Source organism: Saccharolobus shibatae B12, from assembly GCF_019175345.1.
Lineage (GTDB): Archaea > Thermoproteota > Thermoprotei_A > Sulfolobales > Sulfolobaceae > Saccharolobus > Saccharolobus shibatae.
Genome location: NZ_CP077717.1, coordinates 956,460 through 980,198 on the forward strand (window position 1 = coordinate 956,460; position 23,739 = coordinate 980,198).

The 23,739-nt window shown below is 33.8% G+C and carries 22 protein-coding genes and 2 pseudogenes; 12 read left to right on the forward strand and 12 right to left on the reverse strand.

Annotation, left to right across the window (positions count from 1 at the left end; translation table 11 throughout):
- Nucleotides 1-591: 591 nt before the first annotated feature.
- The gene (locus J5U23_RS05305; protein ID WP_218267187.1) at nucleotides 592-1,476 is read left to right on the forward strand and encodes a cation transporter; all 885 of its coding nucleotides are present in this window, start codon (nucleotides 592-594) and stop codon (nucleotides 1,474-1,476) included.
- Here J5U23_RS05305 and J5U23_RS05310 read toward each other — a convergent pair.
- Nucleotides 1,444-2,310 carry a menaquinone biosynthesis family protein gene (locus J5U23_RS05310; protein WP_218259781.1) on the reverse strand — a complete coding sequence of 289 codons (867 nt, stop codon included), beginning with the start codon at nucleotides 2,308-2,310 and terminating at the stop codon, nucleotides 1,444-1,446. The two genes, J5U23_RS05305 and J5U23_RS05310, sit on opposite strands and share 33 nt — an antisense overlap.
- A gap of 104 nt (nucleotides 2,311-2,414) precedes the next feature.
- On the opposite strand from J5U23_RS05310, the gene J5U23_RS05315 reads away from it, so the two are divergent.
- Nucleotides 2,415-2,930: a DUF84 family protein gene (locus tag J5U23_RS05315; protein WP_218259782.1), complete on the forward strand. Its 516-nt coding sequence runs from the start codon at nucleotides 2,415-2,417 to the stop codon at nucleotides 2,928-2,930.
- Nucleotides 2,931-3,042: 112 nt separating this feature from the next.
- Nucleotides 3,043-4,144, forward strand: a pseudogene (locus J5U23_RS15695) (RNA-guided endonuclease TnpB family protein).
- Nucleotides 4,145-4,189: 45 nt separating this feature from the next.
- Here J5U23_RS15695 and J5U23_RS05325 read toward each other — a convergent pair.
- Nucleotides 4,190-4,843: a hypothetical protein gene (locus J5U23_RS05325; RefSeq protein ID WP_218267188.1), complete on the reverse strand. Its 654-nt coding sequence runs from the start codon at nucleotides 4,841-4,843 to the stop codon at nucleotides 4,190-4,192.
- Nucleotides 4,844-4,855: 12 nt separating this feature from the next.
- Nucleotides 4,856-5,263: a thioredoxin gene (gene trxA / locus J5U23_RS05330; RefSeq protein WP_218267189.1), complete on the reverse strand. Its 408-nt coding sequence runs from the start codon at nucleotides 5,261-5,263 to the stop codon at nucleotides 4,856-4,858.
- 56 nt (nucleotides 5,264-5,319) lie between these two features.
- On the opposite strand from trxA, the gene J5U23_RS05335 reads away from it, so the two are divergent.
- Together J5U23_RS05335 and J5U23_RS05340 are read left to right on the forward strand one after the other, a co-directional pair.
- Complete coding sequence (locus tag J5U23_RS05335) at nucleotides 5,320-6,234, forward strand: NAD(P)/FAD-dependent oxidoreductase (RefSeq protein ID WP_218259785.1); 915 nt, start codon at nucleotides 5,320-5,322, stop codon at nucleotides 6,232-6,234.
- Nucleotides 6,224-6,937: a D-aminoacyl-tRNA deacylase gene (locus J5U23_RS05340; protein ID WP_218267190.1), complete on the forward strand. Its 714-nt coding sequence runs from the start codon at nucleotides 6,224-6,226 to the stop codon at nucleotides 6,935-6,937. Before J5U23_RS05335 ends, J5U23_RS05340 begins: the two co-directional genes overlap by 11 nt.
- Here the strand turns inward: J5U23_RS05340 and J5U23_RS05345 are convergent.
- Entirely contained in the window at nucleotides 6,902-7,534 is a 633-nt protein-coding gene (locus J5U23_RS05345; protein WP_218267499.1) for a 2,3-diphosphoglycerate-dependent phosphoglycerate mutase, read from the reverse strand. The genes J5U23_RS05340 and J5U23_RS05345 overlap by 36 nt on opposite strands.
- A gap of 68 nt (nucleotides 7,535-7,602) precedes the next feature.
- Here J5U23_RS05345 and J5U23_RS05350 point away from each other — a divergent pair, with 68 nt between their 5' ends.
- Nucleotides 7,603-8,580 (forward strand): metallophosphoesterase family protein, encoded by a 978-nt coding sequence (locus J5U23_RS05350; protein ID WP_218267191.1) that lies wholly within the window; start codon nucleotides 7,603-7,605, stop codon nucleotides 8,578-8,580.
- A 207-nt stretch (nucleotides 8,581-8,787) separates the two neighbouring features.
- Complete coding sequence (locus J5U23_RS05355; RefSeq protein ID WP_218259788.1) at nucleotides 8,788-9,114, forward strand: hypothetical protein; 327 nt, start codon at nucleotides 8,788-8,790, stop codon at nucleotides 9,112-9,114.
- A 1-nt stretch (nucleotide 9,115) separates the two neighbouring features.
- Here the strand turns inward: J5U23_RS05355 and clsN are convergent, their stop codons facing one another.
- Nucleotides 9,116-10,879, reverse strand: a complete 1,764-nt coding sequence (gene clsN, locus J5U23_RS05360; protein WP_218267192.1) for an SMC-like protein coalescin — start codon at nucleotides 10,877-10,879, stop codon at nucleotides 9,116-9,118.
- 207 nt (nucleotides 10,880-11,086) lie between these two features.
- Here clsN and J5U23_RS05365 point away from each other — a divergent pair, with 207 nt between their 5' ends.
- On the forward strand, nucleotides 11,087-12,010 hold the full coding sequence (locus J5U23_RS05365) for a nucleoside hydrolase (protein WP_218267193.1): 924 nt from the start codon (nucleotides 11,087-11,089) through the stop codon (nucleotides 12,008-12,010).
- On the opposite strand, the gene J5U23_RS05370 is transcribed toward J5U23_RS05365, so the two are convergent.
- Nucleotides 11,984-12,394 (reverse strand): Fur family transcriptional regulator, encoded by a 411-nt coding sequence (locus J5U23_RS05370; RefSeq protein ID WP_218267194.1) that lies wholly within the window; start codon nucleotides 12,392-12,394, stop codon nucleotides 11,984-11,986. The genes J5U23_RS05365 and J5U23_RS05370 overlap by 27 nt on opposite strands.
- A gap of 104 nt (nucleotides 12,395-12,498) precedes the next feature.
- Between J5U23_RS05370 and J5U23_RS05375 the strand changes: the two genes are divergently transcribed.
- From J5U23_RS05375 to J5U23_RS05385, 3 genes and pseudogenes are all read left to right on the forward strand, one after another.
- Complete coding sequence (locus tag J5U23_RS05375; protein WP_218267196.1) at nucleotides 12,499-12,984, forward strand: hypothetical protein; 486 nt, start codon at nucleotides 12,499-12,501, stop codon at nucleotides 12,982-12,984.
- Nucleotides 12,962-13,639, forward strand: coding sequence for a class I SAM-dependent methyltransferase (locus tag J5U23_RS05380; RefSeq protein WP_218267197.1), 678 nt, complete (start codon nucleotides 12,962-12,964; stop codon nucleotides 13,637-13,639). The genes J5U23_RS05375 and J5U23_RS05380 overlap by 23 nt, the downstream gene beginning before the upstream one ends.
- Before the next feature lie 131 nt (nucleotides 13,640-13,770).
- Nucleotides 13,771-14,587 (forward strand): annotated as a pseudogene (locus tag J5U23_RS05385) (cation diffusion facilitator family transporter).
- Here the strand turns inward: J5U23_RS05385 and nurA are convergent.
- The 5 genes from nurA to J5U23_RS05410 all read right to left on the reverse strand — a co-directional run bounded on the left by nurA (nucleotide 14,584) and on the right by J5U23_RS05410 (nucleotide 21,482).
- Nucleotides 14,584-15,603 (reverse strand): DNA double-strand break repair nuclease NurA, encoded by a 1,020-nt coding sequence (gene nurA, locus J5U23_RS05390; RefSeq protein ID WP_218267198.1) that lies wholly within the window; start codon nucleotides 15,601-15,603, stop codon nucleotides 14,584-14,586. The pseudogene J5U23_RS05385 and the gene nurA overlap by 4 nt on opposite strands.
- Entirely contained in the window at nucleotides 15,600-18,194 is a 2,595-nt protein-coding gene (locus J5U23_RS05395; RefSeq protein ID WP_218259796.1) for an AAA family ATPase, read from the reverse strand. The genes nurA and J5U23_RS05395 overlap by 4 nt, the downstream gene beginning before the upstream one ends.
- Nucleotides 18,191-19,339, reverse strand: a complete 1,149-nt coding sequence (gene mre11 / locus J5U23_RS05400) for a DNA double-strand break repair protein Mre11 (RefSeq protein ID WP_218267199.1) — start codon at nucleotides 19,337-19,339, stop codon at nucleotides 18,191-18,193. The genes J5U23_RS05395 and mre11 overlap by 4 nt, the downstream gene beginning before the upstream one ends.
- Nucleotides 19,339-20,841 carry a DNA double-strand break repair helicase HerA gene (gene herA, locus J5U23_RS05405; RefSeq protein ID WP_012710244.1) on the reverse strand — a complete coding sequence of 501 codons (1,503 nt, stop codon included), beginning with the start codon at nucleotides 20,839-20,841 and terminating at the stop codon, nucleotides 19,339-19,341. The genes mre11 and herA overlap by 1 nt, the downstream gene beginning before the upstream one ends.
- Nucleotides 20,842-20,933: 92 nt before the next feature.
- The gene (locus J5U23_RS05410) at nucleotides 20,934-21,482 is read right to left on the reverse strand and encodes a rubrerythrin (RefSeq protein WP_218267200.1); all 549 of its coding nucleotides are present in this window, start codon (nucleotides 21,480-21,482) and stop codon (nucleotides 20,934-20,936) included.
- Between the two features lie 257 nt (nucleotides 21,483-21,739).
- On the opposite strand from J5U23_RS05410, the gene J5U23_RS05415 reads away from it, so the two are divergent.
- Nucleotides 21,740-23,245 (forward strand): NAD(P)H-hydrate dehydratase, encoded by a 1,506-nt coding sequence (locus J5U23_RS05415; RefSeq protein ID WP_218267201.1) that lies wholly within the window; start codon nucleotides 21,740-21,742, stop codon nucleotides 23,243-23,245.
- Here the strand turns inward: J5U23_RS05415 and J5U23_RS05420 are convergent.
- Nucleotides 23,237-23,686 carry a peroxiredoxin gene (locus J5U23_RS05420; RefSeq protein WP_218259800.1) on the reverse strand — a complete coding sequence of 150 codons (450 nt, stop codon included), beginning with the start codon at nucleotides 23,684-23,686 and terminating at the stop codon, nucleotides 23,237-23,239. The genes J5U23_RS05415 and J5U23_RS05420 overlap by 9 nt on opposite strands.
- Nucleotides 23,687-23,739 lie beyond the last annotated feature (53 nt).

Sequence of the window (23,739 nt, forward strand, 5' to 3'; positions counted from 1 at the left end):
AACTTTTGCTCTAATATATATGCGAAAGTTTATTTATGAAATAAATCATATATACTAGGGTATAAGAAAAAACCCCCAATCTAGCGTATTAGCTACTTATGAAATAATTATATTGAATCCGATTCCAGTGTGTGATGATGACCTTTTCCATTAAACATGTGATTAAGTATTAGAACATTGCTGAAAGCTTTTAACAGTGACTTACGGTGCTATTAGTCATATTAGAATATTGAATTCTTCTAACCGAGGGGAACTCATGGAAGTTGCGATAAATATCTATTCTCTATGGAGGAATATTCTCTAACAAAGCACATTCCTTTATAGTTTGTCCTAGATCTATCTCTAGAGAAGACATCACATGGTTAGATGTTCTTGAAGCTTTAAAGATGATTATGGTACAATATTAGACTATCTTAGCCATTAAATATTCCAATATTGTAGTTCCTCGATAATGTACCTTCACGGGGAAAGTCTTATGTAGTTAATTAACATGCTATCATTCCTTGGTAAGTTATAAATACCCATATTATTTAATAAATATTGTATAATAGAGACTCTGTTTTCCTATAAGTTATGGTGTGGTGATGAGAATTGATTTCAGTTAAAGTCCTAAGAAGAGTCTCTACCATTTTCCTTTTCAGTAGCATTTTTCTCATTCCAATATTTCTGCTTGAGTTTATCGTTGGAATACTATTTAAATCGTATATACTAATAGCAGACTCTTATCACACGCTAATAGATTTTTTAATATCACTTCTTTTTTATTTTACTTTAGTTAAAATAAATACTAGATCTAGAAGATTTCCTTGGGGACTCTATAATCTCGAAAGTCTTGTAATTTTGGCTGCATCCATATTTATTGTTTATTTATCAGTAAATTTAATACTTAGCATGTTTGATAGTTCTACAACTTTTTCAATTTCACCCTGGTATTCGATTATATTATTCGTAAGTAGCATTTACTCACTCACGTTATATTTCATACAGAGGAGATATGCTGAGATACAAATAGTTAAAAACGACATGGTTCACTCCTTTTTGGATACTATAGCTGAAGTGGTTTCTGGCATAACGTTAATCGTACAAAATACGGTTTTAATAGATGTAGTAACATTATCAATTATTACATTTACCTTAAGCGATGTGGTTAGAGAGATTAAAGATTCAGTCCTATCCATACTTGGTGCTTCAATAGATTCTCCAATGAAGTTTCAGTTGATTAATGAACTTAGGTCAAAGAATATACCTATACTAAACTTGTATTTAAAGAGATGCGGATCTTTCTATGCAGTATATGCTTATATAGGTTTGTCTAAAGATATAAGCCTTGAAAAAGCATATAAAATTAAGAGGAAAACTAAGAGAATAATCAAGAAATATGATAATATAGCTTGTGTTGATGTAATACTTGTTCCTTTAACCGAAATTAAGAAAAAGAAAATATTAGAGCAAGTCAATGCTCTTTACTCTGGGTAATATTCCTCTCTCCTCACTTATCTTAAAGAAGAACTCTAGTCCTCTTCTTACCTCATCGACTGGAACATTATACTCTTGTATATCAGCCCAAATTGTCTTTCTTACTATCTCTTCATCAAGTTCTGCCTTTTGTGATTCCCTCATTATTTGAACATCTCTTGGTATTACTTCATCTAAGTGTTTTTCTGCATATTTCTTACTTCTCTCGTAAGTCTCTTTGAATTTAATCGCCAAATCCTTCCCAACCTCTTTAGAAATCACTACCATACCCATAGGCATTGGTGTATTATTTGAAATTGCTTTCCACATGTCCCACATACTACCTATTCTAACTACGTTAATTCCCAACTTCTTCAGAGCGTACATCATCTTTATTTCATGAACTGCTACTAACACATCTCCCTCCTTTCCCAAGGCTTTTATTTCATCCAATACTCTTCTAATTATGACTAATTTTCCATATTTTCCCATAAGTAGCCTATATAATGTGAAAGCGGTGGTGTTTGGTCCATGAACTATTAATCTACTTCTCTTTATTTCCTCCTCACTCATTTCCTTTATTGCTAAAATTGGCATACCAGTTATACCATCTACTGCAGTTGCTACAGCATTACTTAGAATGTAGTAGTCATCTTGTATGAATGGATACATTGCAGCAGATGGAACTGAAACATCCACCTCTTTCTTTAATACCGCTTCATTAATGTCTTGAACAGTAGGTATTACTTCAAACTCTAAATTGAACCCTTCTGGTTTAACTTTGCCCTCCATTAATGGGATAAAAGGATAAAGGTCTCCAGAATCTGCAAGTGCACCGACTCTTATTGTTACCATAAGCTATAATTTAACACAACGATATATAAGTGTAATTTAAAAGACGTTTATAATGTTTTACATTAGCAACTTATTAAAATCCTTGTTAATATTAAGTTTAAAAGATGGTAACAATTGCTTTAGGTAGTAAAAATCCTGTAAAAATCAATGCTACTAGGGAGGCACTAGATGTTTTAAAGCTTAATTGGGATTTGATCGCAATTGAAGTTGATAGTGGTGTGGATAAACAACCTTTTTGCGATCAGACGTATGTGGGTGCTAGAAATAGGGCACTGAATGTGATAAGGGCTACGAATGCAGATATAGGGTTAGGGATAGAGGGAGGAGTTTGCAACGTCTATGGCAAATTTATAGCAAACGCCGTTGTATATGTTATTACTAAAGATGGTGTAGAGAATTTTGCTATTTCTTCATCTTTTACCTTACCTAGTTCTATGGTTTCTTTAATACTTCAAGGAAAGGAACTTGGTGAAGCATCAGACATTATTTTTAAAACTAACAATAGCAAGACTAGAGAAGGTGCTGTGGGATTATTAACTAATAATGCAATTAGTAGAAAAACGCTCTATGTTCAACCTATCATTCTTGCACTATATCCAATTTACCAAAATAGTGGTTAAGGGGGCGAAAAGCTTAGCCAAGGAGATGGATAGCCCCTTATATTTAAATATAAGCTTTTCTTAAATTCCCTTTAATGCATAGGAGAGGAACTCAATCAGAGCAACAGTTTCCATGAAGATTGGGGTAAATGATTCCCTCCTAGCTCTCTCAAGTCGTTATGTAAAAGCATTAAGATACGTATTATTCTAGTTAAAAGAAAATAAGACAAACCCAAATGAAAAAGGGGTACTAGGAGTTATTCATCAAGAGTTGTATGAAAAGCTAAGGGACGAGTTCCAACTACCATCAAAGGTTGCTGAGGACTGCTATCGTGATGCCCTAACAACGTACAAGAGTTGGTACAATAATCCGAGAAAGGGGCGTTTTCCGAGAGTATACAAACCCACGGTGTGGTTAACACCCAAGCTAAGTTACTCAATAAACTTTGAAAGAATGACTGTTAGGATAGCAAGTGTTGGTGAACTACCAATCCTAGGTTATCCTAGGAACCTCTCGTTTTATAAGGACTGGAAGATGAAGGAGGCTAGACTTGTAATTAAAGATGGTAAAGCATTCCTTAAGGTTGTTTTCGAGAAGAAGCCGGTAAGGGTTGAAGCTAAGGGTAGTGTGGCTGTTAATATTAATATTGGCGAGATAGTTGTAGGGAAAGATGATACTCATTACGTTAGGATTCCAACTTGTTTATCCGAGGTTCATCACTGGAAGTCTTTAGCTGAGGGTTTACAGAGAAAGTACCCTAAGAGGTGGAGGGGGAATAAGCATATCATATCAAGGATTTCCCATTTTTACGCTAAGGTTAAGCGTATTATGGAGGATTTTGCCGAGAAGGTTGGTAAGTGGGTAGTAGAGATTGCTGAGGATTTTAAGGCTAACGTTATCAAGTTGGAGAGGTTGACTAACTTGGTTAAGCGTGTGAAAGATCTGCCTTCAGAGTTTAGGGATAAGTTATATTTGATGTGGTATCGTAGGGTTCAGTATTGGGTTTGGGTGGGAAGCTAAGAAACACGGCTTATTAGTTGAGTATGTTAATCCAAGTCATTCTTCCGTCTCATGTCCTAAGTGTGGGAAAAGGATGGTTGAGGTTTCTCATCGTTAGTTTAAATGCAGTTGTGGTTATGATCGTGACGTTATTGCGATTATGAATTTGAATGGGAGGGGGTCTCTGACCCTCTCGACTGCCCCTCAAATGAGAGATGTAAGAGCGAATCGATGAGGGGAACATCCGCCATTTATGGCAGAGGAAGTCAGAATACAATGATTAATAATACTCCTTTTTAACCAGTTTGATAAATAACTCGCCGATCTCTTGTAGTTTGATAGTCTCGTGTTCTGAAGGTCTTGGAATTGTTGCTAGGAATACTCCATAATCTTCGTGATTTCCATCTTCACTCTCACCCTTTGGTTCGCCATATACAGAAAATATTATAAAGTCATCAATCTTGTTTAAAATCTTTCTTACCGCTGTGTCTACTAATGAATAGATTTTACACTTTTCTGTAGGTTCTCTATGTAGAAGTCTATCTATAGCAGTTATGGATGCTATAACGGGAGCTTCATCTATTAACTCTAGAACTATTTGTGTTACCTTATTGATTTCCTCTTCTGCATTTACTGAAGAATCGTATGGAAGGCTAAGTTTACCATAAGTTGGATTAGTTATAGGCAAATTTATTGCTACTGCGTTAGTTTCTTTAAGAAGCCTAGGCGTTGTATCATTCAAATTAACTTCTGACATATCTTTTATATCCTTAAGCTCTAATACTGACATCCATGAAGTTTGCGGAAATTGTGGCTTTTTATTTAAAACAACTCCTCTATAAGTACTACTAAATAGTGTAAATAACGTTCTTGGATTACATTTCATAAAGCTAGTATAGCTTAACCCATCTATTCCTAACAATAAAGGATTCATTTCTCCCACTTGTCACTCTAATAGAGACCTTAGTCTTATCTCTATTTCCTCTCTAGGTACGGCACCTAGTATTTGGTCTACGGGTTCTCCATTCTTAAAGAACATTACAGTTGGAAGGCTCATTATTCCATATCTCATTGCTATATCTTGGTTCTCTTCAGTATTTAATTTCCCAAAAGCTATTTTAGGATAATCATTGGCAAGTTCTTCTATTACTGGAGCCAATATAAAGCATGGCGCACACCATTCTGCCCAAAAGTCAACAACTGCTATTTTGTTTTTAGTTATAAATTCATCAAAGTTTTTTGAGTTAAGATGTTTTACTAGCTCTTTATCTTTCTCCTTCAAGCTGTTGAGTATTTGATTTGCTTTTTTAGAGAGGATTTTTTGTAATTCTGGGTCATTTAGTTCGTCATTCATAAGAGATTATATATAGTATTCATTTAAAAAGTTTTTATCATATAAAGAGATTAGACATGACAAAACTTATAATTGTAGGTAGTGGGATAACGGGGTTAATTACTGCACTGAAATATAGTGGAGATGTGATAATTTTAGAAAGGAATAAAAGTATTGCAAATAATTCAAAAGCTAGTTTGTGGTCAATCATTCCACCTTTATGTAGCAACCATAGAGAAGATTGTGAAAAAGGTATGAGATTCTATGAAGAGATTTGCGAAAAATATGGTATCTATTGTAAAAAGACTCACATTCTTAGAGTTTCCAGTAAAAAAATAGGTGGTAAGATTGTTGATAGAAAGGAAATAAGAAGTTTTGAACCTCAACTGAATATTGAAGAAGCAGAATTTTTTGACAATGGTCTATTCGTAGAAGGTGACGAACTCTTTAACATACTTGGAACAGAGTTTAACATCGAATCGAACTCAGAGGTTACGGATATATTAGTTGAAGACAATGAAATAAAATCTCTCTTAACATCAAAGGGTGAGGTAAAGGGAGAGTTCTATATTTTTGCTACTGGCTACCTAACTCCTAAATTATTCTCGAAATTAGGAATAGAGGTAAATCTGTTTAAAGGACATTTAATTATTACCAAAAAAACTAGTTTAAATGGGATATTAATTGTGAATGATAGAATTGCAGTGGAGGGGAAGAACTTATACCTTAATGGCGACTCAAAGCAAAATTCCTCCATTTCAATAGATTATGATGAAATATCTAAGACCATTAATGAAATAGGTAGGGTGCTAAAGATAGACACTACAAGTTTAGAGATCAGAGTAGGATTTAGAAGCGTAAGTAAAGATGGGGAACCAATTGTAAAGAAGATTTACTCAAATGCAATACTAATAACTGGTTATAGGTTCGGCTTTGCATTAGCTCCGGTACTTGCTGAGAAAGCCATACAGATGATCAAATATGGACATTAAGCTAGTTTACTCTACTTCAGATCCAGTGGGTTTGACGATAAAAAAACTTGGATATCGTTTCGAAGAGATTGATGAAGATGTAACAGATTTTCACTACAAGAATGGTGAGGCTATAGTAATTTTTTCTAGGCATGAAAGTAAGGCAAGTATTCCCTCACTAACAGTACATTATCCTGGCAATCCATCTGAAGAAGTTATGGGTGGAGAGCCTAAAAAACTCGGAATAGCTTATCCTAGGCTACTTACTTCGATTTTAAGAGAAATTAAAAAAATAGATCTAGATATAGAGAAAACTATGGAGGCTACTCATCATGGCCCTACATATCAAAACGTACCAGTAATATTCGTAGAGATTGGTAGTGACAAGACGTATTGGACTAACGAGAGAATAGTCAGAACTTTAGTTGATTCAACTCTAAAAGGTATTGATAAGGTTGACGAGATAGATTGTAGAGATTACATTTCAGGTTTCGGTGGACCCCACTATTCTAAGCTTTTTACTAAGTTAGCTGACGAGAGTTGTATAGGCCATGTGATTTCTAAGCATTATGTCGATAAGTTGGATGACAAGGTTATAATTCAAGCTATAGCCAATTCTGTGAATAATATTAATAAAGTCGTTATCGATAGCTTAAACTCCAGGCAGAGAGAACGAATTATAGCGGCTCTAAAAAGCTTTGATATTTATATTCAGTTTCGATAGTATTTGTGGAGTTAGTAGTGGTGAACCTATACTAAGGACTTTGCAACTATCTATGTTATTTTCACATCTCAAGATAGTCAAGCTAGCATTAGGTATTCTCACTCCCCATCCACTGATATCGTCCATATCAAGTATGTACGTAACTATAGCTCTTATAGGATCGGAGTGCGATACAGCAGCTATTACATTATTATCTTTATTTATAACGGATTCGAGGAAGTTTTTCATTCTCTTTGTCATATCTTCCCAACTTTCCAGACCTTTAATCTCCATTTGTTTTTTAAAGACCTTCAACTTCCAGTGGTCATTTGGATCAAAAGTGGTGTTATTCAATTCTCCTAAGGATCTTTCTCTTAATCTTTGATCTACTATTGGAAAAATTCCTAAGGTTTCACCAATGATAAGCGCAGTCTGATATGCTCTTAGAACTGGACTAGTGTATATTTTTTCAACTTTCAATTTCATAAGTTCCTTCCCAGCATCCTTTGCTTGTGTAATACCCTCTTCCGTGAGAGGATAAGTGTTAATATCATGGCTAAGTATCTTACTAACGTTAGAGGTACTTTGCCCATGCCTAATGAAAATAATTATTGTCATCACTTAGTTGTTATATTTCCCCACTTTATTAGTTTAAACTTAAATATCATCATAAGAATAGGAGTATTGTGGTCTCATTATTTAAAAGGAACAAACATTCTACAAATTCTACTACTAATCTGAGAATTCTCTTTAGCTCGGATCTTCACGCATCGTATACAGTCTTCAAGAAGTTTATAAATGCAGGGAAAATTTACAAGGTCAATGCGTTGATAATAGGTGGGGATATAGCTGGCAAAACATTGTTACCTATTATTGATCTTGGAAATAATAATTACAATATTCAAGATAAGATTATAACATCAAGTGAATTGAATAGCTTCATCGAGAGGTTTAAGAGCGAAGGGATCTATTATGCTATATTAAGCAAAAATGAGTATGAAGAAGCGTCTCAAAATAAAAAAGCCCAAGACGAATTATTTAAGAAGGCAATCATTGCGACTATTCGTGAATGGATGAAAATTGCTGAGGAGAGATTAAAGGATTATAAAATACCTATCTTTATAAACCTTGGGAACGATGACCCAGAATATCTCTTTGAAGTATTGAAGGAGAGCGAGATATTTAAAGTTGGTGAGGGTGAGGTGTTTGATTTTAATGGATACGAAATCATATCATACGGCTACGTTAATCCAACACCTTGGAATACGTTTAGGGAGAAGAAGGAAGAGGAGATCTATAATGACCTAAGTAAGATAGTGTCAAAAATAACTAATTATTCAAAGGCTATTTACAACTTTCATGCTCCTCCTTACAATACCAATTTAGATAATGCTCCTCTTTTAGATGAGAATCTAAAGCCCATAGTTAGAGGAGGTGAGATTGTATATACACACGTGGGTTCTAAATCAATAAGGAGAATTATTGAGGAAACTAATCCACTATTAGGATTACACGGACATATTCACGAATCAAGAGGCTTTGATAAAGTCAATAACACAGTAGTCATCAATCCAGGCAGTGAATATAATAGTGGTCTTCTTCACGCAGCTCTAGTAATACTAGAAGGAGAATCAATCAAGGCTCATCAGTTTATCTTAGGTTAATTAGCTAGCTTGTAACAACCAAAATTATCTAATGGTAAGCCAAAAGGAAAGAATTAGAAAGCTAAGAAGCGAATTATCTCTATCAAAACTTTTCAACTAATAACGCATAAGTTGTATCTAACTCTTTTAGAAATTGGGAGAAATTATGTGGATTTGTATCTAAGTGATGACCAATACTTTTTTTAAGGTTCGCACTTTCTTCTATTTATGATTATATTTTATGCAATTGGTGAAAGGGATAGAGCAAAAGAATTGGTTAGAATTATAACAAAAACAAGGTGGAAGACTATATCAAAGCACGCCATAAAGATAGCAAGTTCCTCGATTGGTCCTTCTGTAGTTATATTTAAGCCAACTATGGCAGGTTTAGCTGTGGCATTATGGTTAAAACAACGTGCAGAAGAATTGGGTATGACATCTGCAGTTGGATGGTTCCAGCCTATAAATCAAATACCTCCACAAGTTGAAGATGCGATAAGAACTGATTTAAACAAGATATTGATGAAAAAATTAGAAGTTCCATGGTCGCCATAATTTAACTAGAAATCTCTATTTGCTTAGGCGGTAGTGTCTTTATTTCTGTGTTTTCACTACTTCTAGTCACAATTACGTAGTCTGCAATTTCAGTTAGATATTCTAATAGTCTATTGAATCTTTTCTGATCAAATGTCATTGCAGACTCGTCGATTATGAAGTAAGGAGTTTTGAAATAAGCTCTTAACGCGCTTAATACCAATATTAAAGCTAGCGTAGTTCTCTCCGACGATGATAACTTCTTTATATCAATTATAGCACCTTTTCTCCTTACAATTAATCTGTAATTACCGTCAATTTCAGCTTCCATATCAAATTCGAATTTCCTTAATAATTGGTTAGATATTCTGTTAAATTCTTCCCTAGCCTTAGTTAATCTTTTTATATATTCTACTTGTAATTCATCCACCTTCTTCTGTAATTGTTCTATATGTTCCTCCTTTTCTTTCAACTCCTCTAAGATAGAGGATGGCACTCCTAATAGCTGAAGTTCGTACTCATATTCCTCTCTTTTCTTTCTTAGCTCTTCTATTCTCTTTAAAATGCTTGTACTATCATCATTAGTTGCTATTGCCCCTGATAATGATTCGGATTTATTGAATCTCTCTTCAGTCTCTCTCTTCTGTCTCTCCAAATCATCTATCTGGAACTTAACTGAACCTATCCTGTTGATCAATTCTTCCTTTTTAGCTTTTAGTCTTGCGATTTCATTCTCTAGCGTCTGTAACTCCTTTAATCTAAGGTCAATTTCTTCTTTTCTTTTCTGTAATCCTATTATATCGTTACGCAAGCTATCTAGAAGTGAGGTCTTATCTCTTAATTCTCTTGATATTATTTCAGCTCTTTCTTTCCATATACTAGGATCTACTTTGCTCCCACAGACGTTACACGTATCTAAATGATGTCTATCACTTTCGTCTACTTCTTCTAATACGCGTTCAAGCACCTTAAGTTCTATTTCTAACTCAGATCTATCAGAGGTTTTCAGTTTAAGTTTCTCATTTATTTCTTCTAACTCTTTCTGAAGTTGAGTCTTTATGTCGGGAGAGACTTTACTCTCCTTGTTTTGGATCTCTTCCTCAATCTTCTTTAAGGCAAATTCTAAGTTTGCTAACTCATCTTTCTTAACTTTTATTTTGTTTAATATTTCATTTATTTTATTCTGTCTTGTTAGTGTTATTGTGTATGTGGTTTTAGCTACTATATTACTACTGCTTTCCCTTTCTTTCTCCAGTTTGTCTATCTCTTCATCTATCGCCCTTATTTTAGCTTGTATCTCTCTAATATTATTATACTTCTTCTGTAAATCATCTCTAGCATTTATCTCAGCAGTTAAGAGTTTCTGTAATTCTTCCTTTTTTGCCTTTATTTCATTTATTTTTGATGTAGCAGATATAAACCACTCTACATTACCATCTCCAGATAATATTTGGGTTACTAACTTGTTCTCTGGAGAGAAATACGTCAGTAGCAATGCTCTATCGTCATCCATAATTAGATTTTTGTCTTCACTTAGTCCATTCTTTATCCTTTTTATCCTTCTATAGTATAGTTTGTTATCCAATTCTACTTCTATATAACCACTATCTGCAAATACATTAAGTAGATCTTCTGCCTTAATACTGGATGTCAGTAAAGATATCAATGCCCTTACTAGTGATGTTTTACCGTAAGCATTTGGCGCTTCATATGATGTTACTCCTTTCTCTAAATCAAGACTATAGTCTTGCGTTATGCCGCCTATATTAAATACTCTAACCTTCATCTAGTGGTATTAAAGATAAACTAGTATAAAAATTCTCTCCTACTGTCTAGTTCTAGTGTAATAGAAATGATAAAAGTCATAAATACTCTTTCTCAATAACTTTGACCTTGTATAAATTCAATCAACTTCAAATTTTTATAATTTATTAAAGCAGAGAAGACTTTAGATACTCAAAGTTTATTATATTTGTCAAGGTGATATGGTTTAATGAGGAAAGTCATATTAGATTCAGATACAGCTAGTGATGATACTATAGCCATATTGCTTGCATCTAGATATTTCCAATTATTAGGTGTGACAATAGTCGCTGGAAATGTAAATTATAATCAAGAGGTTAAGAATGCACTTTTCACTTTAGAGTACATTGGTAAGCAAGACGTACCAGTATATTTAGGATCACAAAGACCTATTTTGGGAAATTGGAGAACAGTTGAGGAAGTCCATGGAAGTAATGGAATGGGTGATTGGGACTATCCCGAACCTACTAAAAGGCCAGAGAAAGAGCATGCAATAGATGCTATACTCAGATTGTCGAAAGAATACGACGGGGAATTGGAAATACTTGCAGTTTCCCCTTTAACAAATATTGCCTTGGCTTATCTTAAAGATCCGTCAGTTGTCAAGCGAATAAGAAGGATTTGGATAATGGGTGGTGCTTTTTCAAAGGGCAATACTACCCCTATAGCGGAGTTCAATTTCTGGGTAGATCCTGAGGCTGCTAAAATAGTTTTAGATGCAGGATTTGATATTACCGTCGTTCCTTGGGAAGTCGCTGAAACAAGTGGTTCTTTAAACGAGAGAGATTGGGAATTTATCTCCAAACTCAATACTAAGCTCTCAAAATTCTTTATTAATGTCAATAAGACATTAAAGGAATATACTACTAAGAATCAAGGTATATCAGGTAGTACTCATCCAGATTCCTTAACAGTTTCTATAGCCTATGATAGATCTATTATCTCAGAGTCTTCTCTAAATTATATTGATGTAGAATTATGTTCAAAGTCAAGAGGAGCAATGTTAATAGACTGGTACAGTTTACATAAAAATAAGCCTAATGCTGAAATTGTATTAAAGGCAGATAGTAACAAGTTCAAAAATCTTCTATTCAGAACCCTTTCCGAGTTTTGAACAATCAGCGTATACTATAATGTTCACATTTTTTACGTCTAAGCCATTTTTAACTAGCTTATCCATGAAGTTATCCATGTCAACATCTAAGTCAATAATTCTATTAGAGTCCGTGCAAAAAACATTAATGTGAGGCTTTCTATTAATTTCAAACCAAGTTATACCGTTTGCTTCAAAGGAATTTAGTATTCCAGATTCCTTTAATGTTTCTAGTGTATTATATACTGTGGATAGACTAATACTAGGCTCTGTTTTTTTAAGTTCTTCGTAAATTTGTTCCCCACTGTAATGACCCCCTCTCATTATTAGCTTTAGAATAGCTATTCTTTGTGGCGTTACTTTAAGGTTTCTTTGCCTCAACAGGTTTGCAAGATCAACTTCCATACTGTACTCATTTCTATTTTGGAGTAATTTAAAATTTCTCCTATATGCAACCCTCTTACACCTTTAAATTTAGGTTTATAAGGTTAAGTGAGTATTATATAATAATGCAGAACTTTAGGGAACTATCAATTGATATAGTTCTTTCGCATAGGATACGGGACTATGACCAAATAATTCTTGAGGGCAGTAGAAAACGTGATTCGTGCGTGTTTTTCACTTATGGCTATTGTAAAAAAGTTTCGTCAAAAAGTAAAGTTCTTGCTAGCTGGATATCTAATGGAAAGATTGTTCCTCATCCCTTATTCTGCTATTTATGTCCATTTTACTCGTTAAGAGACGATGATAAAACCGTAACTATTGATCTTTTCGATATTTACTTAACATATAAAAATTTAAAGACACAAATTGAAAGGGAATTAGAATTTATAGAGAGCAGACTTTCAGAGTTTTCGTTTTCCACTTCCATAGCTCTGAAGAGGAGGAGGGAGGACTTGGTAGCTTTCCTTGATGATATCTCAACTAAAATTAAAATACTCATGGAAATAATAAGGGTAAGTGAGAGAGAGCATGAGGACGGAAGACATATTTAATGATCCAAAAAATTATAAGAAATGGTACGAACTTCATAATAAATTATACGAGAATGAGAGAAAGGTAGTTAGAAGTTTTAACCTTAAAGATTGTTTAGATTTAGGATCAGGACCAGATATTTTTCATGAGGAAATTAGGGGAAAGATTGTATCTCTGGATATATCGTTACTTATGCTAAAAGAAAGTAAAAGTGACGAGAAAGTTCTAGCTGACGCTTTACATTTACCCTTCAGAGATGACTCATTTAAATGTATATTTAGTTCCGTCACCGTTTGTTTTATAGAAGATGTAAAGGGGTTTATAAAGGAAATAGCTAGGGTAGCTAAAGAAAGGGCAGTTATTTGTTTTATTGCTAGGGACTCTCCATGGGGCGAATATTATGAGAAGCTAGGTAAAAGTGGCCATAAGTATTATTCATATGCTCACTTTATATCAAGGAGAGAGCTTTACTTAATTATAAACGATTTCATGAAAATCTCAAGAATTACATCCACACTAAAAGATATGAACGAAACGGAAACTGATGAAACATATAATGATGATAGCGGGTCATTCATCTGTGTTGAAGCTATCCCTAAGAAATCGGAGCCCCTTTCATCGAGTCTTAATAGACACTCGGGGGCTGATCCTGCTGACCCTATCTCTAAACTTTAAAAACTTAGTTTATATTTTTTTCTAACGACTATCCTTTCTTCCAAAAATGCTCCTTATTTAGTTTTTTGTAATGGTTCCCTTAGGGTAAACCTTAAAAAGACTTATTTATATTATTCATCTATCTCTTCATTGTGCAAAGAACTTTTATATTGACGTTGTTTACATCCCTTAGTTTTATTATAGCTTACTATGTTTCCCTTAGTCCATTAATTTTAGCAGAATTTTCTCACGCCTTAATTGACTTCTTAACAATTACATTTTCAATTATCGCCCTAAAATTTATAGGGGAGAACGAAGTAAGCGAGGGGAGGTTCTCTTATGGATTACATAGACTGGAAGTTATTGTTGCTATGATTAATATCTTTGCTATTATCCTCCTTTCACTTATCGTAGCATATACTTCCATAACGTCATTGTTAAAAGAGACTACTAACAGTTCTTTTGCGTTGATTATCTCGTCAGCCCTAGCATCAATTCTAACTTTCTTTGCATCTCCTAAAGAAAAGGACGACTTGGGTAAGAGGGGATTATATGTGCACACAATATCAGACTTTCTAGGATATATAATCGGCTTTGTTATAGGCATTCTTATCCTTATTTCCGGAATACGTGAATTGGATCCAGTAGGAGCAATTATACTTGTAATACTGAATTTTGCACTTGCAATTCCATTATTAAAGGAATCTTTTTTTAATATTTATGGAAGGTTCTCCAGTGAAAATTGATAATATCATGGGAGAACTTACAAAAATTTCTCCAGATATTCATCATTTACATGTGTGGTCAATTTGTGATCATGTAAAGGTAGCAACGCTTCACGTTAAAGCATCTCCAAATCTGACTATAGCTGAGGCGGATAAGATAAGGGGTTCAATCTGTAGTCTGCTTAGAGAAAAATATGGCATTTCTCATGTAACGGTTCAGTTTGAGACGAATGATGACGATTAATAAAACTGGCTGGGCCACCACTCGATATCTTTGTGAAGTTTACTTCCCATTAACTTTATTATTTTTTCCCTATCCATCCTTGAAAATCTAACGTCTATATGAGCTTTTAAGAGTGGAAATGGATATCCCTTAATGCTTACTCCACTCAAATGATCCATTATCTCCTTTACTATTTTCTCGTCCACTCTTCCAATCATATCTATTCTAACAACCCTCTTACCATTATCCAATCTAGTATAGAAAGTCGTATATTCCATTTTTCTTAATATCTCAAGCTCGGGTATCTCAGAAATTTTTCTGACGTCTATATTTTTGATTATAAGTTTTGAAAATCCTCTTTTTTCAGTAAACAGTTCAAAAACAGTTATGTCGGGATAGTCTGTACCAAATAAATCTCTCCCCCTACTGGTTTTAGATATCCATAAAACCTTGCCATCATATTCCTCTATTATTCTACTAACGAGAAATTGATTTAGTAGCATTAGCAAATCTCTCATTTTCCTTTCATCTTTTATGCTAATAATACTATTTATATCGACATTCTTAACTAGCTTTAGCTCTTCATCAGAGATTTGTTGAATATCAACTTTATTACCAATCTTTTTGTTTAAACTTCCATCCATAAGAATGTAATCTCCTTTACTACCATCCCTTAAAGCTAGTGATAATTCCAATGCCTCCATTAATAGTGATATTCTTTCTTGTGCATCGTTCCCTGGCTTGAATATACCTATTTGACCATCCTCGCTTAATGTCTTTACTCCTTTATTATCTCCGATTACGGATTCAGCTCCTACAGCATAAACTATCCCTATTCTCATAGGTTTACTGAAAGAACCGCCATCAATAGCTACAAATTTGCATATTTCGCTTAACTCATTATCTCTGGTGTATTCAGTCCAAAACTCATTAACCTTTTCTTGTATTTCTTGCCTGAGATAGCTAGCAATATTATAAATCTGATTTTTTATCTCGTTGTGACTTTCCGCTAACTTATCATATATTTTTCTTATCAAGTCTCCTCCCTCACAAAACTTTTATTTCCTCTCTTTTCAACACGAATAACATAATCAGCTGCTTGGACTACCTCCTCGTCATGAGTTACCACTAATATCTGAGGTACACTTTCCTTTGCTGCCCTAATTATCTCTATTAAGTACGCTTTTCTTTGATCATCTAAATGAATTGTTGGCTCGTCAAGAATGAAGAAGTTAGTATTACTCATCAGTGCCTTAGCTATTGCTAACCTTAATGCTATAGATAAGGCAATTCTCTCACCTCCGCTAAGCGATACTATGGGCAAAGTATCGCCGTTATTAGTGTATATTACTATATTCCCACCACTGCCCTTTCCTCTACTAGTTTTTTGCATTATCTCCATTTCTACGTTTTTAATAGATAGATCAAATTTCGATATTATATCATTTAGATTATTTTCAATCAATTGTTTTGTTGCCATGATTATATAACTCTGTAATTTTCGTTCTCCTAATGCATCTCTAATTTTCTCCAGCTTATTAATACCATTGATTATCTTTTCTTTATCTTTTAGTTGCAATTCATAATTCTTAATTCGATTACTTATCTCCTCTATGTCTTTACCTAAACTATCCAATTCGCCCTCCACTCTACTTTTTCTGTTTTCCTTCTCCTTAAGACTGGCATTATGGACATCTAAACTCGTTTTAAGTTCATTATATTTATTTTCATCAAACTGTATGATATTTAATTTTTCCTTTAGTTTCTTAACATCTTCTTGTAGTAGCTCAACTTGTCCTATATAGTCTTCTAGTACTCCTCTTTTCTTCTTCATTTCATCCAAGATTTTTTTCTTCCTCTCTAAATCTGAAATTTTATTCTCCAGCTCTTTACGGTCTAACCCTTGTAATTCGGTTTCTAGAACCCTCATTTCTTTTTCGATTTCTACTTTTTTCTTGTTCATTTCATCTAACCTTACTTTTTTTCTTTCAAGTTCCTTCTCGTCATACTTAAATAGTCTCATAAACTCTTCATAATACTGTTTTAGGTCCTTTATTTCTCCATTTATTTTCTTAATTTCCTCCTCTATATCCTTTAAAGCTTCAATCCTATTATGAAGATTCTCTATTTCCTCGTTTAACTTTCTAAGTTGTTTTATTATATTATCGTAATTTGCCTTATTATTTGAGAGTCTTCTATATTCTTTTTCAATTTTATTTAATTCATCAGTGATTTTCTTTAATTCTTCTTCTAGTTCATTCTTATCTAATTCTAATCGTGAAATGTAACTTTTTGCTTCTTCTACTATTTTTTGTTTGTGTCCCTCATCTAGGGGTCTTCCACATACCGGACAAGTTTCCCCCTTAACTTGACTAAGATTATTTATTATCTCATTTTTCTCAGATATTAGGCTTTCAACTTTACCTAATTGAGCTCGAAGATCAAGTTGTCTTTTTCTTTTCTCTTCCATGATTTGTTCAAGATTACCAATTCTATCTATATCTTTAGAAAACTCGCTTGCGTCTTTGTCTAAACGTTCTTTTAAATTTAGTTTGGAGTCTAAATTCAATTTCGATTTGAGATATTCTTCATATTTTGGCTGTAATTCTTCCAGTTTTCTCTCCAATTCCTTGTATCTTAGATAATGTGGCTCAAGTTCTTTCTTTCTTTTGATAGCTTTTTCATATTCCTCAATTTCCTTTTCTAAATTAAGTATATTATTGGATATCTCCATATAACTTCTCGATAAAACTTCATATTTTTCAAATTTTAATCTAAAATTCTTTAAATTGTCAAGTTCGTTTACCTCCTTTTCAAGCTTATCCATGTTTTCCGTTTGTCTTCTTAGTTCTTCTATACTCTTGTTTAATTCATTTAATTTAGTTTCTTTTACCTTTAAGATAGTGGTCAACTCTAAGTACTGATTTCTTTTCTTCTCATAATCTTCGAATTGTTTCTTTAACTCAGTTATTTGATTTTCCAAGTTCTTTATCTCATCCTCCAGTTTTTTCCTATCTTTTTCTAACTCCAACACTCTATTTCTCTTCTCCTCTAAGTTCTTCTTAGAATTATTATAGTCTTGTTCTATTCTGTCTAACTCTCTTAACTTGTTTTCCAAATTCTTCTTAAATTCCACTATTGGACCTCTGCTATCAATAAGCTTCTCGATTGATTCCAACTTTAGAATTTTCCCCATAATGTCTTGGAAATTCTCCAAAATTTTATCCAATTCTCCTTGTCTAACTATTATTGTTGATAGGGCAATATCTTTATCAATACCCAGAATTTTCTCTATTTCATTAGAGACTACCGTTGCACTACGTGCAACTGGTATTTGATTCCGTATTAACCTATCTTCTGTAGTGCTTCTTATATCCCTTATTATTTCTATTTTATCTTTTTCATTAGAAAGATGTAAGGTAACGCTCGCCTTATTTGAACCTTTTCTTATTAAGTTGTCGTTATTTCCTCTACTATGGGTTCTAAACAAGCTGAATACTATGCCATCTATTATAGAACTCTTACCTGCTCCATTTTGTCCCACTATTACATTTATTTCGCCTAGAAACTGTATTTCACTGTGTTCATGACTTAAAAAATTAGTCAAAGTAATTTTGTCAATTCTCATAAGTTAACACCTGTTAGTCTTTTTAATATCTCATTTACTATATCTTCAGAATCAACGTTCTTTATCATTTGTAAAATTAAATTAGCCTCGTCCTCGTTGAACTTCTCGTATTTAGTAAGGTATTCGATTATTATCTTATCTAATCCCCTATCTTGCGGCAAGGTATATGTTAAGTTGTCTACACTTTGAATAGTTTCATCTTTATATATTCTATAATAAAGTGCAATATCGTTTAAAGGAAGTAACTCTCTGTAAAGTAGATCCTTTCTCATTCTTTCACCTTCTACGATAATGTGTAATATTGGCTTATTGTTTTCACCATTATTATTTTTTAATAAATCACTTTTTATTTTTGATATGTCATTCTTCAGATTTTTTGTATTTATGGTTATAACTTTTTGTGGCCTTACTGTAGTATTTATCGTGGTAAGTGTAGGTAAGTCCTTTGAAAAGTCTATTAGGTATGCTCCTTTTCCAAATTTTTCATACCCTTCTATTTCCTCTTCTCTCATAATATCTGGAGAACCAGCTATAGCGATTATTGAACCATCATCTTGAATAAGTCGCCACCTAGTATGCAAATGTCCTAAAGCGTAATACCCAAAACCTTTAGGTAAACTTCCTAATTCCATTTGCCACGAACCATCATACGGCAATATCTGTTTTACACCTTGATGTAGTAATAGGATACTCCTACTTGACTTTGGTTTTAAAGAGGATAACGTACTAACCAATACGTTTTTTGAAACTGTGGGAATATGGGGGATTCCGTATATTTCTATGTCTTTTATAATATATGGCTTATCATAATTCAAAATTTTGATTAAATCCAATTCAGTTAGAATATTATGAGGAATGAGGTAACCTTTCCTCTTTGGAGTGTCATGGTCCCCCGGTATTGAGAGAAATGGTATATTCGCATCTTTTAATTTTTTTAGGATTTTAACAGCTATTACTAATGCGTTTGTAGTAGGATTCGAAACATCGAAAAGGTCTCCAGAATGTATTACTGCGTCAACACGTTCTTTGATCGCAATGTCAATTAGTTGTGAGAAAACATCGTAAATATCCTTTTCCCTTTCTGCTAGGGAGTACTGTCTTTTTCCTAAATGAGTATCAGAAATATGTAGAATTTGTACCATCATCAATCACCAATTTCCGTTCCAAAGTCGGCAAAGCCTTTAGCTATTCTTTCATTTTCTTCTGCTCTCTTCCATTCCCCTATCATGTCGGGATCTGATCCAAGCAATTTTCCTTCAAACATATCTATCTTCACAACTGCAGGTAATTTTACTATTTTACCTATAATTATAGCCTCACCAACGTCCAAGGAGGACAGTTGTTCAGCTAAATCTTCGCTTAGATTATCACTTGACTCTAAGATGTATTTTTTATCAGTCGGTTCAATTATCTTTAAAATGATCTTGTTTGTCATTTGACTTAATATATTTTCATCTAGGCCTTTAGGCCTTTGACTTACTATTGTTAATCCAACTCCGAATTTTCTGCCCTCTCTTGCTATCCTGGACGCCCAGTACTTGGTTAATGTATTCTCGTTTTTAGACAAGAAAACGTGAGCTTCTTCTATTACGGCTATTATTGGGAATTTAAGGCCACTATTTTTGCTTCTTTTAAAATCTTTCCTAGAATCAAGGATTCTTCTTAAATAATGTGAGACTACTGCATCCATTGAGTCTTCATCTAATTGTGTTAGGCTTACAACGTTTACCTTACCTCTCTTTACTTTCTCAATTATATCTGAAGATGTAAGATCAATGACGTTTGAATACCTATCCATGAATTCTTCAAACTTATTCAGTACCTCATCCTTTGCACTACTCTTTTTATCACTATTTCCTTGAGTTTCCAATTCGTCTCTCATTAGTTCATAAAATTGGCTATTTAGAGTAGAAAATGGTATTTGTCCTTCTTTTAGCTTTTCTCTTATCTCATTTGTTACCTTTATGAAAGCTCTTCTTAAAATTCTGTACTGTATAATTGCATTCTCTCTTATTTCTAGTAACGTAGAAAATTCCCTTGGGGTCATATAAAGAGGGTTAAGTTTAGGTTCAATACGATTTAGATTCTTTATATCGCTATCATAGTACTCTCCATGATAATCGAATATAAGAACAGATCCACCAAGTTCAGAAATTCTTTGAGAAAGAACTGCTACTGTATTTGACTTCCCAGAACCAGTAGCTGCTAAAATAGCTAAATGCCTTGCAAAGGAATTTATATTTAATTTAACCTCCACATTTTTACCTATTAAGCTTCCTATTCTAATTTGGCCATCTTGCGAATAAATACTTTTTAACTCCTCATCTTCAGCCTCTCTAGCTGGGGTTCCAGCGAACGGGGGTATATCGGGCATTAAAAAGTGATTATTCATATCACATAACATTTTTACTTTAGCCTTTGTATAAACGGGTATACTATTGTTGAATTGTTTTAATCTTTGAACGATTTCTATATCATTCATATTATCATCTAGCATAGGGCTACCTCTAGTCACGTTTGTTATTAGTCCAAGGGCCTTAACGTTATCATATTCTAGAACAACATAAGTGCCTAATCTAACTGGCCTTTCAGCTAGTATCAAAGCCTCTTGTGTTGTAGCTTGACCAATTACATAACCAATTATCATGTATAGATAAAATACTACTGGCTTCCTAAAATGGCTTACTCATTGTAGAAGAGTAATACCTAGAAATGGAAAAATTAAAAAGCAAAATAGCTTTACAAGGCTTTGGCGACAGATTTAATTGTTTCTGAGATTTTTGCTTCTTGTTCGGCGAATGCGCATAGCATTTTTTCAATGTCTTCATGTCCTTCTTGTTTTGCTGTCATTGCAACCTTATTATACTCACTTATATGTTGCATGTCCTCTTCCTTAGCCATTTCATTTAAGACTTTAGAAACCTTTGCTATCGTTTCTGCAATCTTAGCCTCTTGATCCGCAAAACTGCATAGCATTTTTTCAATGTCTTCATGTCCTTCTTGTTTTGCTGTCATTGCAACCTTATTATACTCACTTATATGTTGTTCTTGCTCTTCTTTAGCCATCTCCCCTACTATTCCTCTTAATTCTTGGTTCTTTAATAAGGTCTCGAAGATTGCCTTAGCGTGCCCTAATTCTACTAATGCCTTCTCTCTTAATGCCTTAGCTTCTTCTTTCTTTCCTAGTTGCTCTAATTTCTCAGCTACTAGCATTAATGACATAAAATCTTCTGCATTTGCTTTAAATAACTCCTTTAGACCCATTTCGGTTTCTTTTCCGAGAGCCATAACAAACACCTACATTAATATACTAATCCAAGGTTTATAAACTTTAATTATAGTCTAACTTAATATTGTTATCATTCCATCACACATAATAATACTGTTCTAAGTTACTAGAAAGCTTACATAAAGAAGTACTAATTAAAATTATAAGGACATTCCTCCTATTTAAGCTTAGCGTGATGAATAACTCCAATTCTGATCAATGATGTAGTAACTCGCGACTGAATTGCATTTATACCCATTTTTTTATATTCAAGTATATGATTTCGGTAAAAGAAATGAGGGCTTTGGAAATAAATAGTTCTGCTTTAGGCGTGTCTACATTATTACTCATGGAGAATGCAGGTAGATCCGTTAAAGACGAAATAGTAAAGAGATTTAACGTAAAGGATAAGGTAGCATATGTTTATGTAGGACATGGTGGAAAAGGTGGTGACGGGTTAGTTGCAGCGAGACATTTAGCCGATGAAGGTGCTAAGGTAACCGTAATTTTATTGGGAGAAAATAAACACGAGGATGCAATCCTTAATCTTAATGTCATAGAAGAGATGGACTATTCAATAACGTTAGTTAAGATAAAGGATATGGATGAACTAAAGCCAATCTCTGCTGATATTTTAATCGATGCCATGTTAGGTACGGGATTCTCTGGAAAGCCAAGAGAACCGTTTAGAAGTGCGATAAAAGCGTTCAATAATAGTAAAGGGTTCAAGGTTTCTATAGATGTTCCCTCTGGGATAAATGCTGATACTGGTGAAGCATATGAAGACGATTATGTTAAACCGGATCTGGTTGTCACGTTTCACGATATCAAACCTGGCTTATTAAAGTATAATTTCAATACTGTGGTTACGAAAATAGGTATTCCAGTAGAAGCCAAAATATATGTTGGGCCAGGGGATTTGATAGTTAACGTGCGTAGTAGACCTTATTACTCTAAGAAGGGTGATAGTGGAAGAGTACTAGTAATTGGAGGAAGTTACACTTTTAGTGGTGCACCAACTCTAGCCGCTATGGGTGCTTTGAGAGCTGGAGCTGACCTAGTTTATGTAGCATCACCAGAGGATACGGCTAGAATTATAGCGGGATACTCTCCAGACTTAATTACAATAAAATTAAGGGGAAAGAACATTTCTCCAGACAATTTTGAAGAATTGAAATCGTGGATAGATAGAGCAGATGTGGTGGTTATAGGTCCGGGAATGGGTCTAGCTGAGGAGACTATTGAGGCTTCTAAACTAATTGTGAATTATCTTAAAGAGAAGAATAAGCTAGCTGTTATTGATGCTGATGCACTTAAGGCAATAAGTGGGTTCGATTTGTATGAAAATGCTGTAATAACACCCCATGCAGGTGAATTCAAGATATTCTTTGGAGAAGAACCGAATAAGAACATAAGAGATAGAATAAGCCAAGTAATTAGTTATGCTAAGAAATGTAAATGTACAGTTCTACTTAAGGGGTATGTTGATATAATAAGTGATGGTAAAAGGTTTAAATTAAATAAAACTGGTAACCCAGGCATGACTGTGGGTGGGAGTGGGGATACGTTGACTGGTATAACAGCAACATTAATGGCTCAAAAAATCGAACCATTTATAGCCGCATATTTAGGGGTTTTCATAAATAGCCTAGCTGGAACTTTAGCATATAATAGGCTCGGAGCTCATTTGACACCTACTGACATAATAAATGAAATTCCAAATGTGATAAATAATCCCTTGGATTCTTTCAAAAGAAAATTGTATAAAAGAGTTTTAAGTTGAATTTTGTTTCTTTATTATCTCTAATGATTTGTCAGCGTGTTCCTCTGCCTTCTTCAGATTTTTCAAGATATCTACTATTTTGCCATTTTCGTCTATTATGAAAGTCACTCTTTGGGCACTAGTCCCCCTTTCGTTTAATACACTATAAAGTTTCGATATTGTTTTCTGGTCATCGGCAACTATTGGGAATTTAGCTCCATATTTCTCTGCGAATTTTTTCTGGGTATCAATTTTATCTACACTAACACCTATTACCTCAGCATTCAATTTTTTGAATTCGTCATAGAGCTCAGTAAATCTTTGTAGTTCCCTTGTACAACCACTGGTAAAGGATTTTGGGTAGAAGTATAATATTACTTTTTTCCCTCTAAAATCTGATAACTTAATTTTTCCGAGAGTGGATTCAGCCTCGAAATCTGGTGCTTCTTCTCCTACGTTCATACTAATTTAACTCTAGCGTAATTCGGATATAAGAATTTAGACAAAATATTTTT

Coding starts and splice junctions, on each gene's coding strand:
- J5U23_RS05310 (WP_218259781.1), bottom strand. CDS start 2,310: ATGGTAACAATAAGAGTCGGTGCACTTGCAGATTCTGGAGACCTTTAT.
- J5U23_RS05315 (WP_218259782.1), top strand. CDS start 2,415: ATGGTAACAATTGCTTTAGGTAGTAAAAATCCTGTAAAAATCAATGCT.
- J5U23_RS05325 (WP_218267188.1), bottom strand. CDS start 4,843: ATGAATCCTTTATTGTTAGGAATAGATGGGTTAAGCTATACTAGCTTT.
- trxA (WP_218267189.1), bottom strand. CDS start 5,263: ATGAATGACGAACTAAATGACCCAGAATTACAAAAAATCCTCTCTAAA.
- J5U23_RS05335 (WP_218259785.1), top strand. CDS start 5,320: ATGACAAAACTTATAATTGTAGGTAGTGGGATAACGGGGTTAATTACT.
- J5U23_RS05340 (WP_218267190.1), top strand. CDS start 6,224: ATGGACATTAAGCTAGTTTACTCTACTTCAGATCCAGTGGGTTTGACG.
- J5U23_RS05345 (WP_218267499.1), bottom strand. CDS start 7,534: ATGACAATAATTATTTTCATTAGGCATGGGCAAAGTACCTCTAACGTT.
- J5U23_RS05355 (WP_218259788.1), top strand. CDS start 8,788: ATGATTATATTTTATGCAATTGGTGAAAGGGATAGAGCAAAAGAATTG.
- clsN (WP_218267192.1), bottom strand. CDS start 10,879: ATGAAGGTTAGAGTATTTAATATAGGCGGCATAACGCAAGACTATAGT.
- J5U23_RS05365 (WP_218267193.1), top strand. CDS start 11,087: ATGAGGAAAGTCATATTAGATTCAGATACAGCTAGTGATGATACTATA.
- J5U23_RS05370 (WP_218267194.1), bottom strand. CDS start 12,394: ATGGAAGTTGATCTTGCAAACCTGTTGAGGCAAAGAAACCTTAAAGTA.
- J5U23_RS05375 (WP_218267196.1), top strand. CDS start 12,499: ATGCAGAACTTTAGGGAACTATCAATTGATATAGTTCTTTCGCATAGG.
- J5U23_RS05380 (WP_218267197.1), top strand. CDS start 12,962: ATGAGGACGGAAGACATATTTAATGATCCAAAAAATTATAAGAAATGG.
- J5U23_RS05395 (WP_218259796.1), bottom strand. CDS start 18,194: ATGAGAATTGACAAAATTACTTTGACTAATTTTTTAAGTCATGAACAC.
- mre11 (WP_218267199.1), bottom strand. CDS start 19,339: ATGATGGTACAAATTCTACATATTTCTGATACTCATTTAGGAAAAAGA.
- herA (WP_012710244.1), bottom strand. CDS start 20,841: ATGATAATTGGTTATGTAATTGGTCAAGCTACAACACAAGAGGCTTTG.
- J5U23_RS05410 (WP_218267200.1), bottom strand. CDS start 21,482: ATGGCTCTCGGAAAAGAAACCGAAATGGGTCTAAAGGAGTTATTTAAA.
- J5U23_RS05415 (WP_218267201.1), top strand. CDS start 21,740: ATGATTTCGGTAAAAGAAATGAGGGCTTTGGAAATAAATAGTTCTGCT.
- J5U23_RS05420 (WP_218259800.1), bottom strand. CDS start 23,686: ATGAACGTAGGAGAAGAAGCACCAGATTTCGAGGCTGAATCCACTCTC.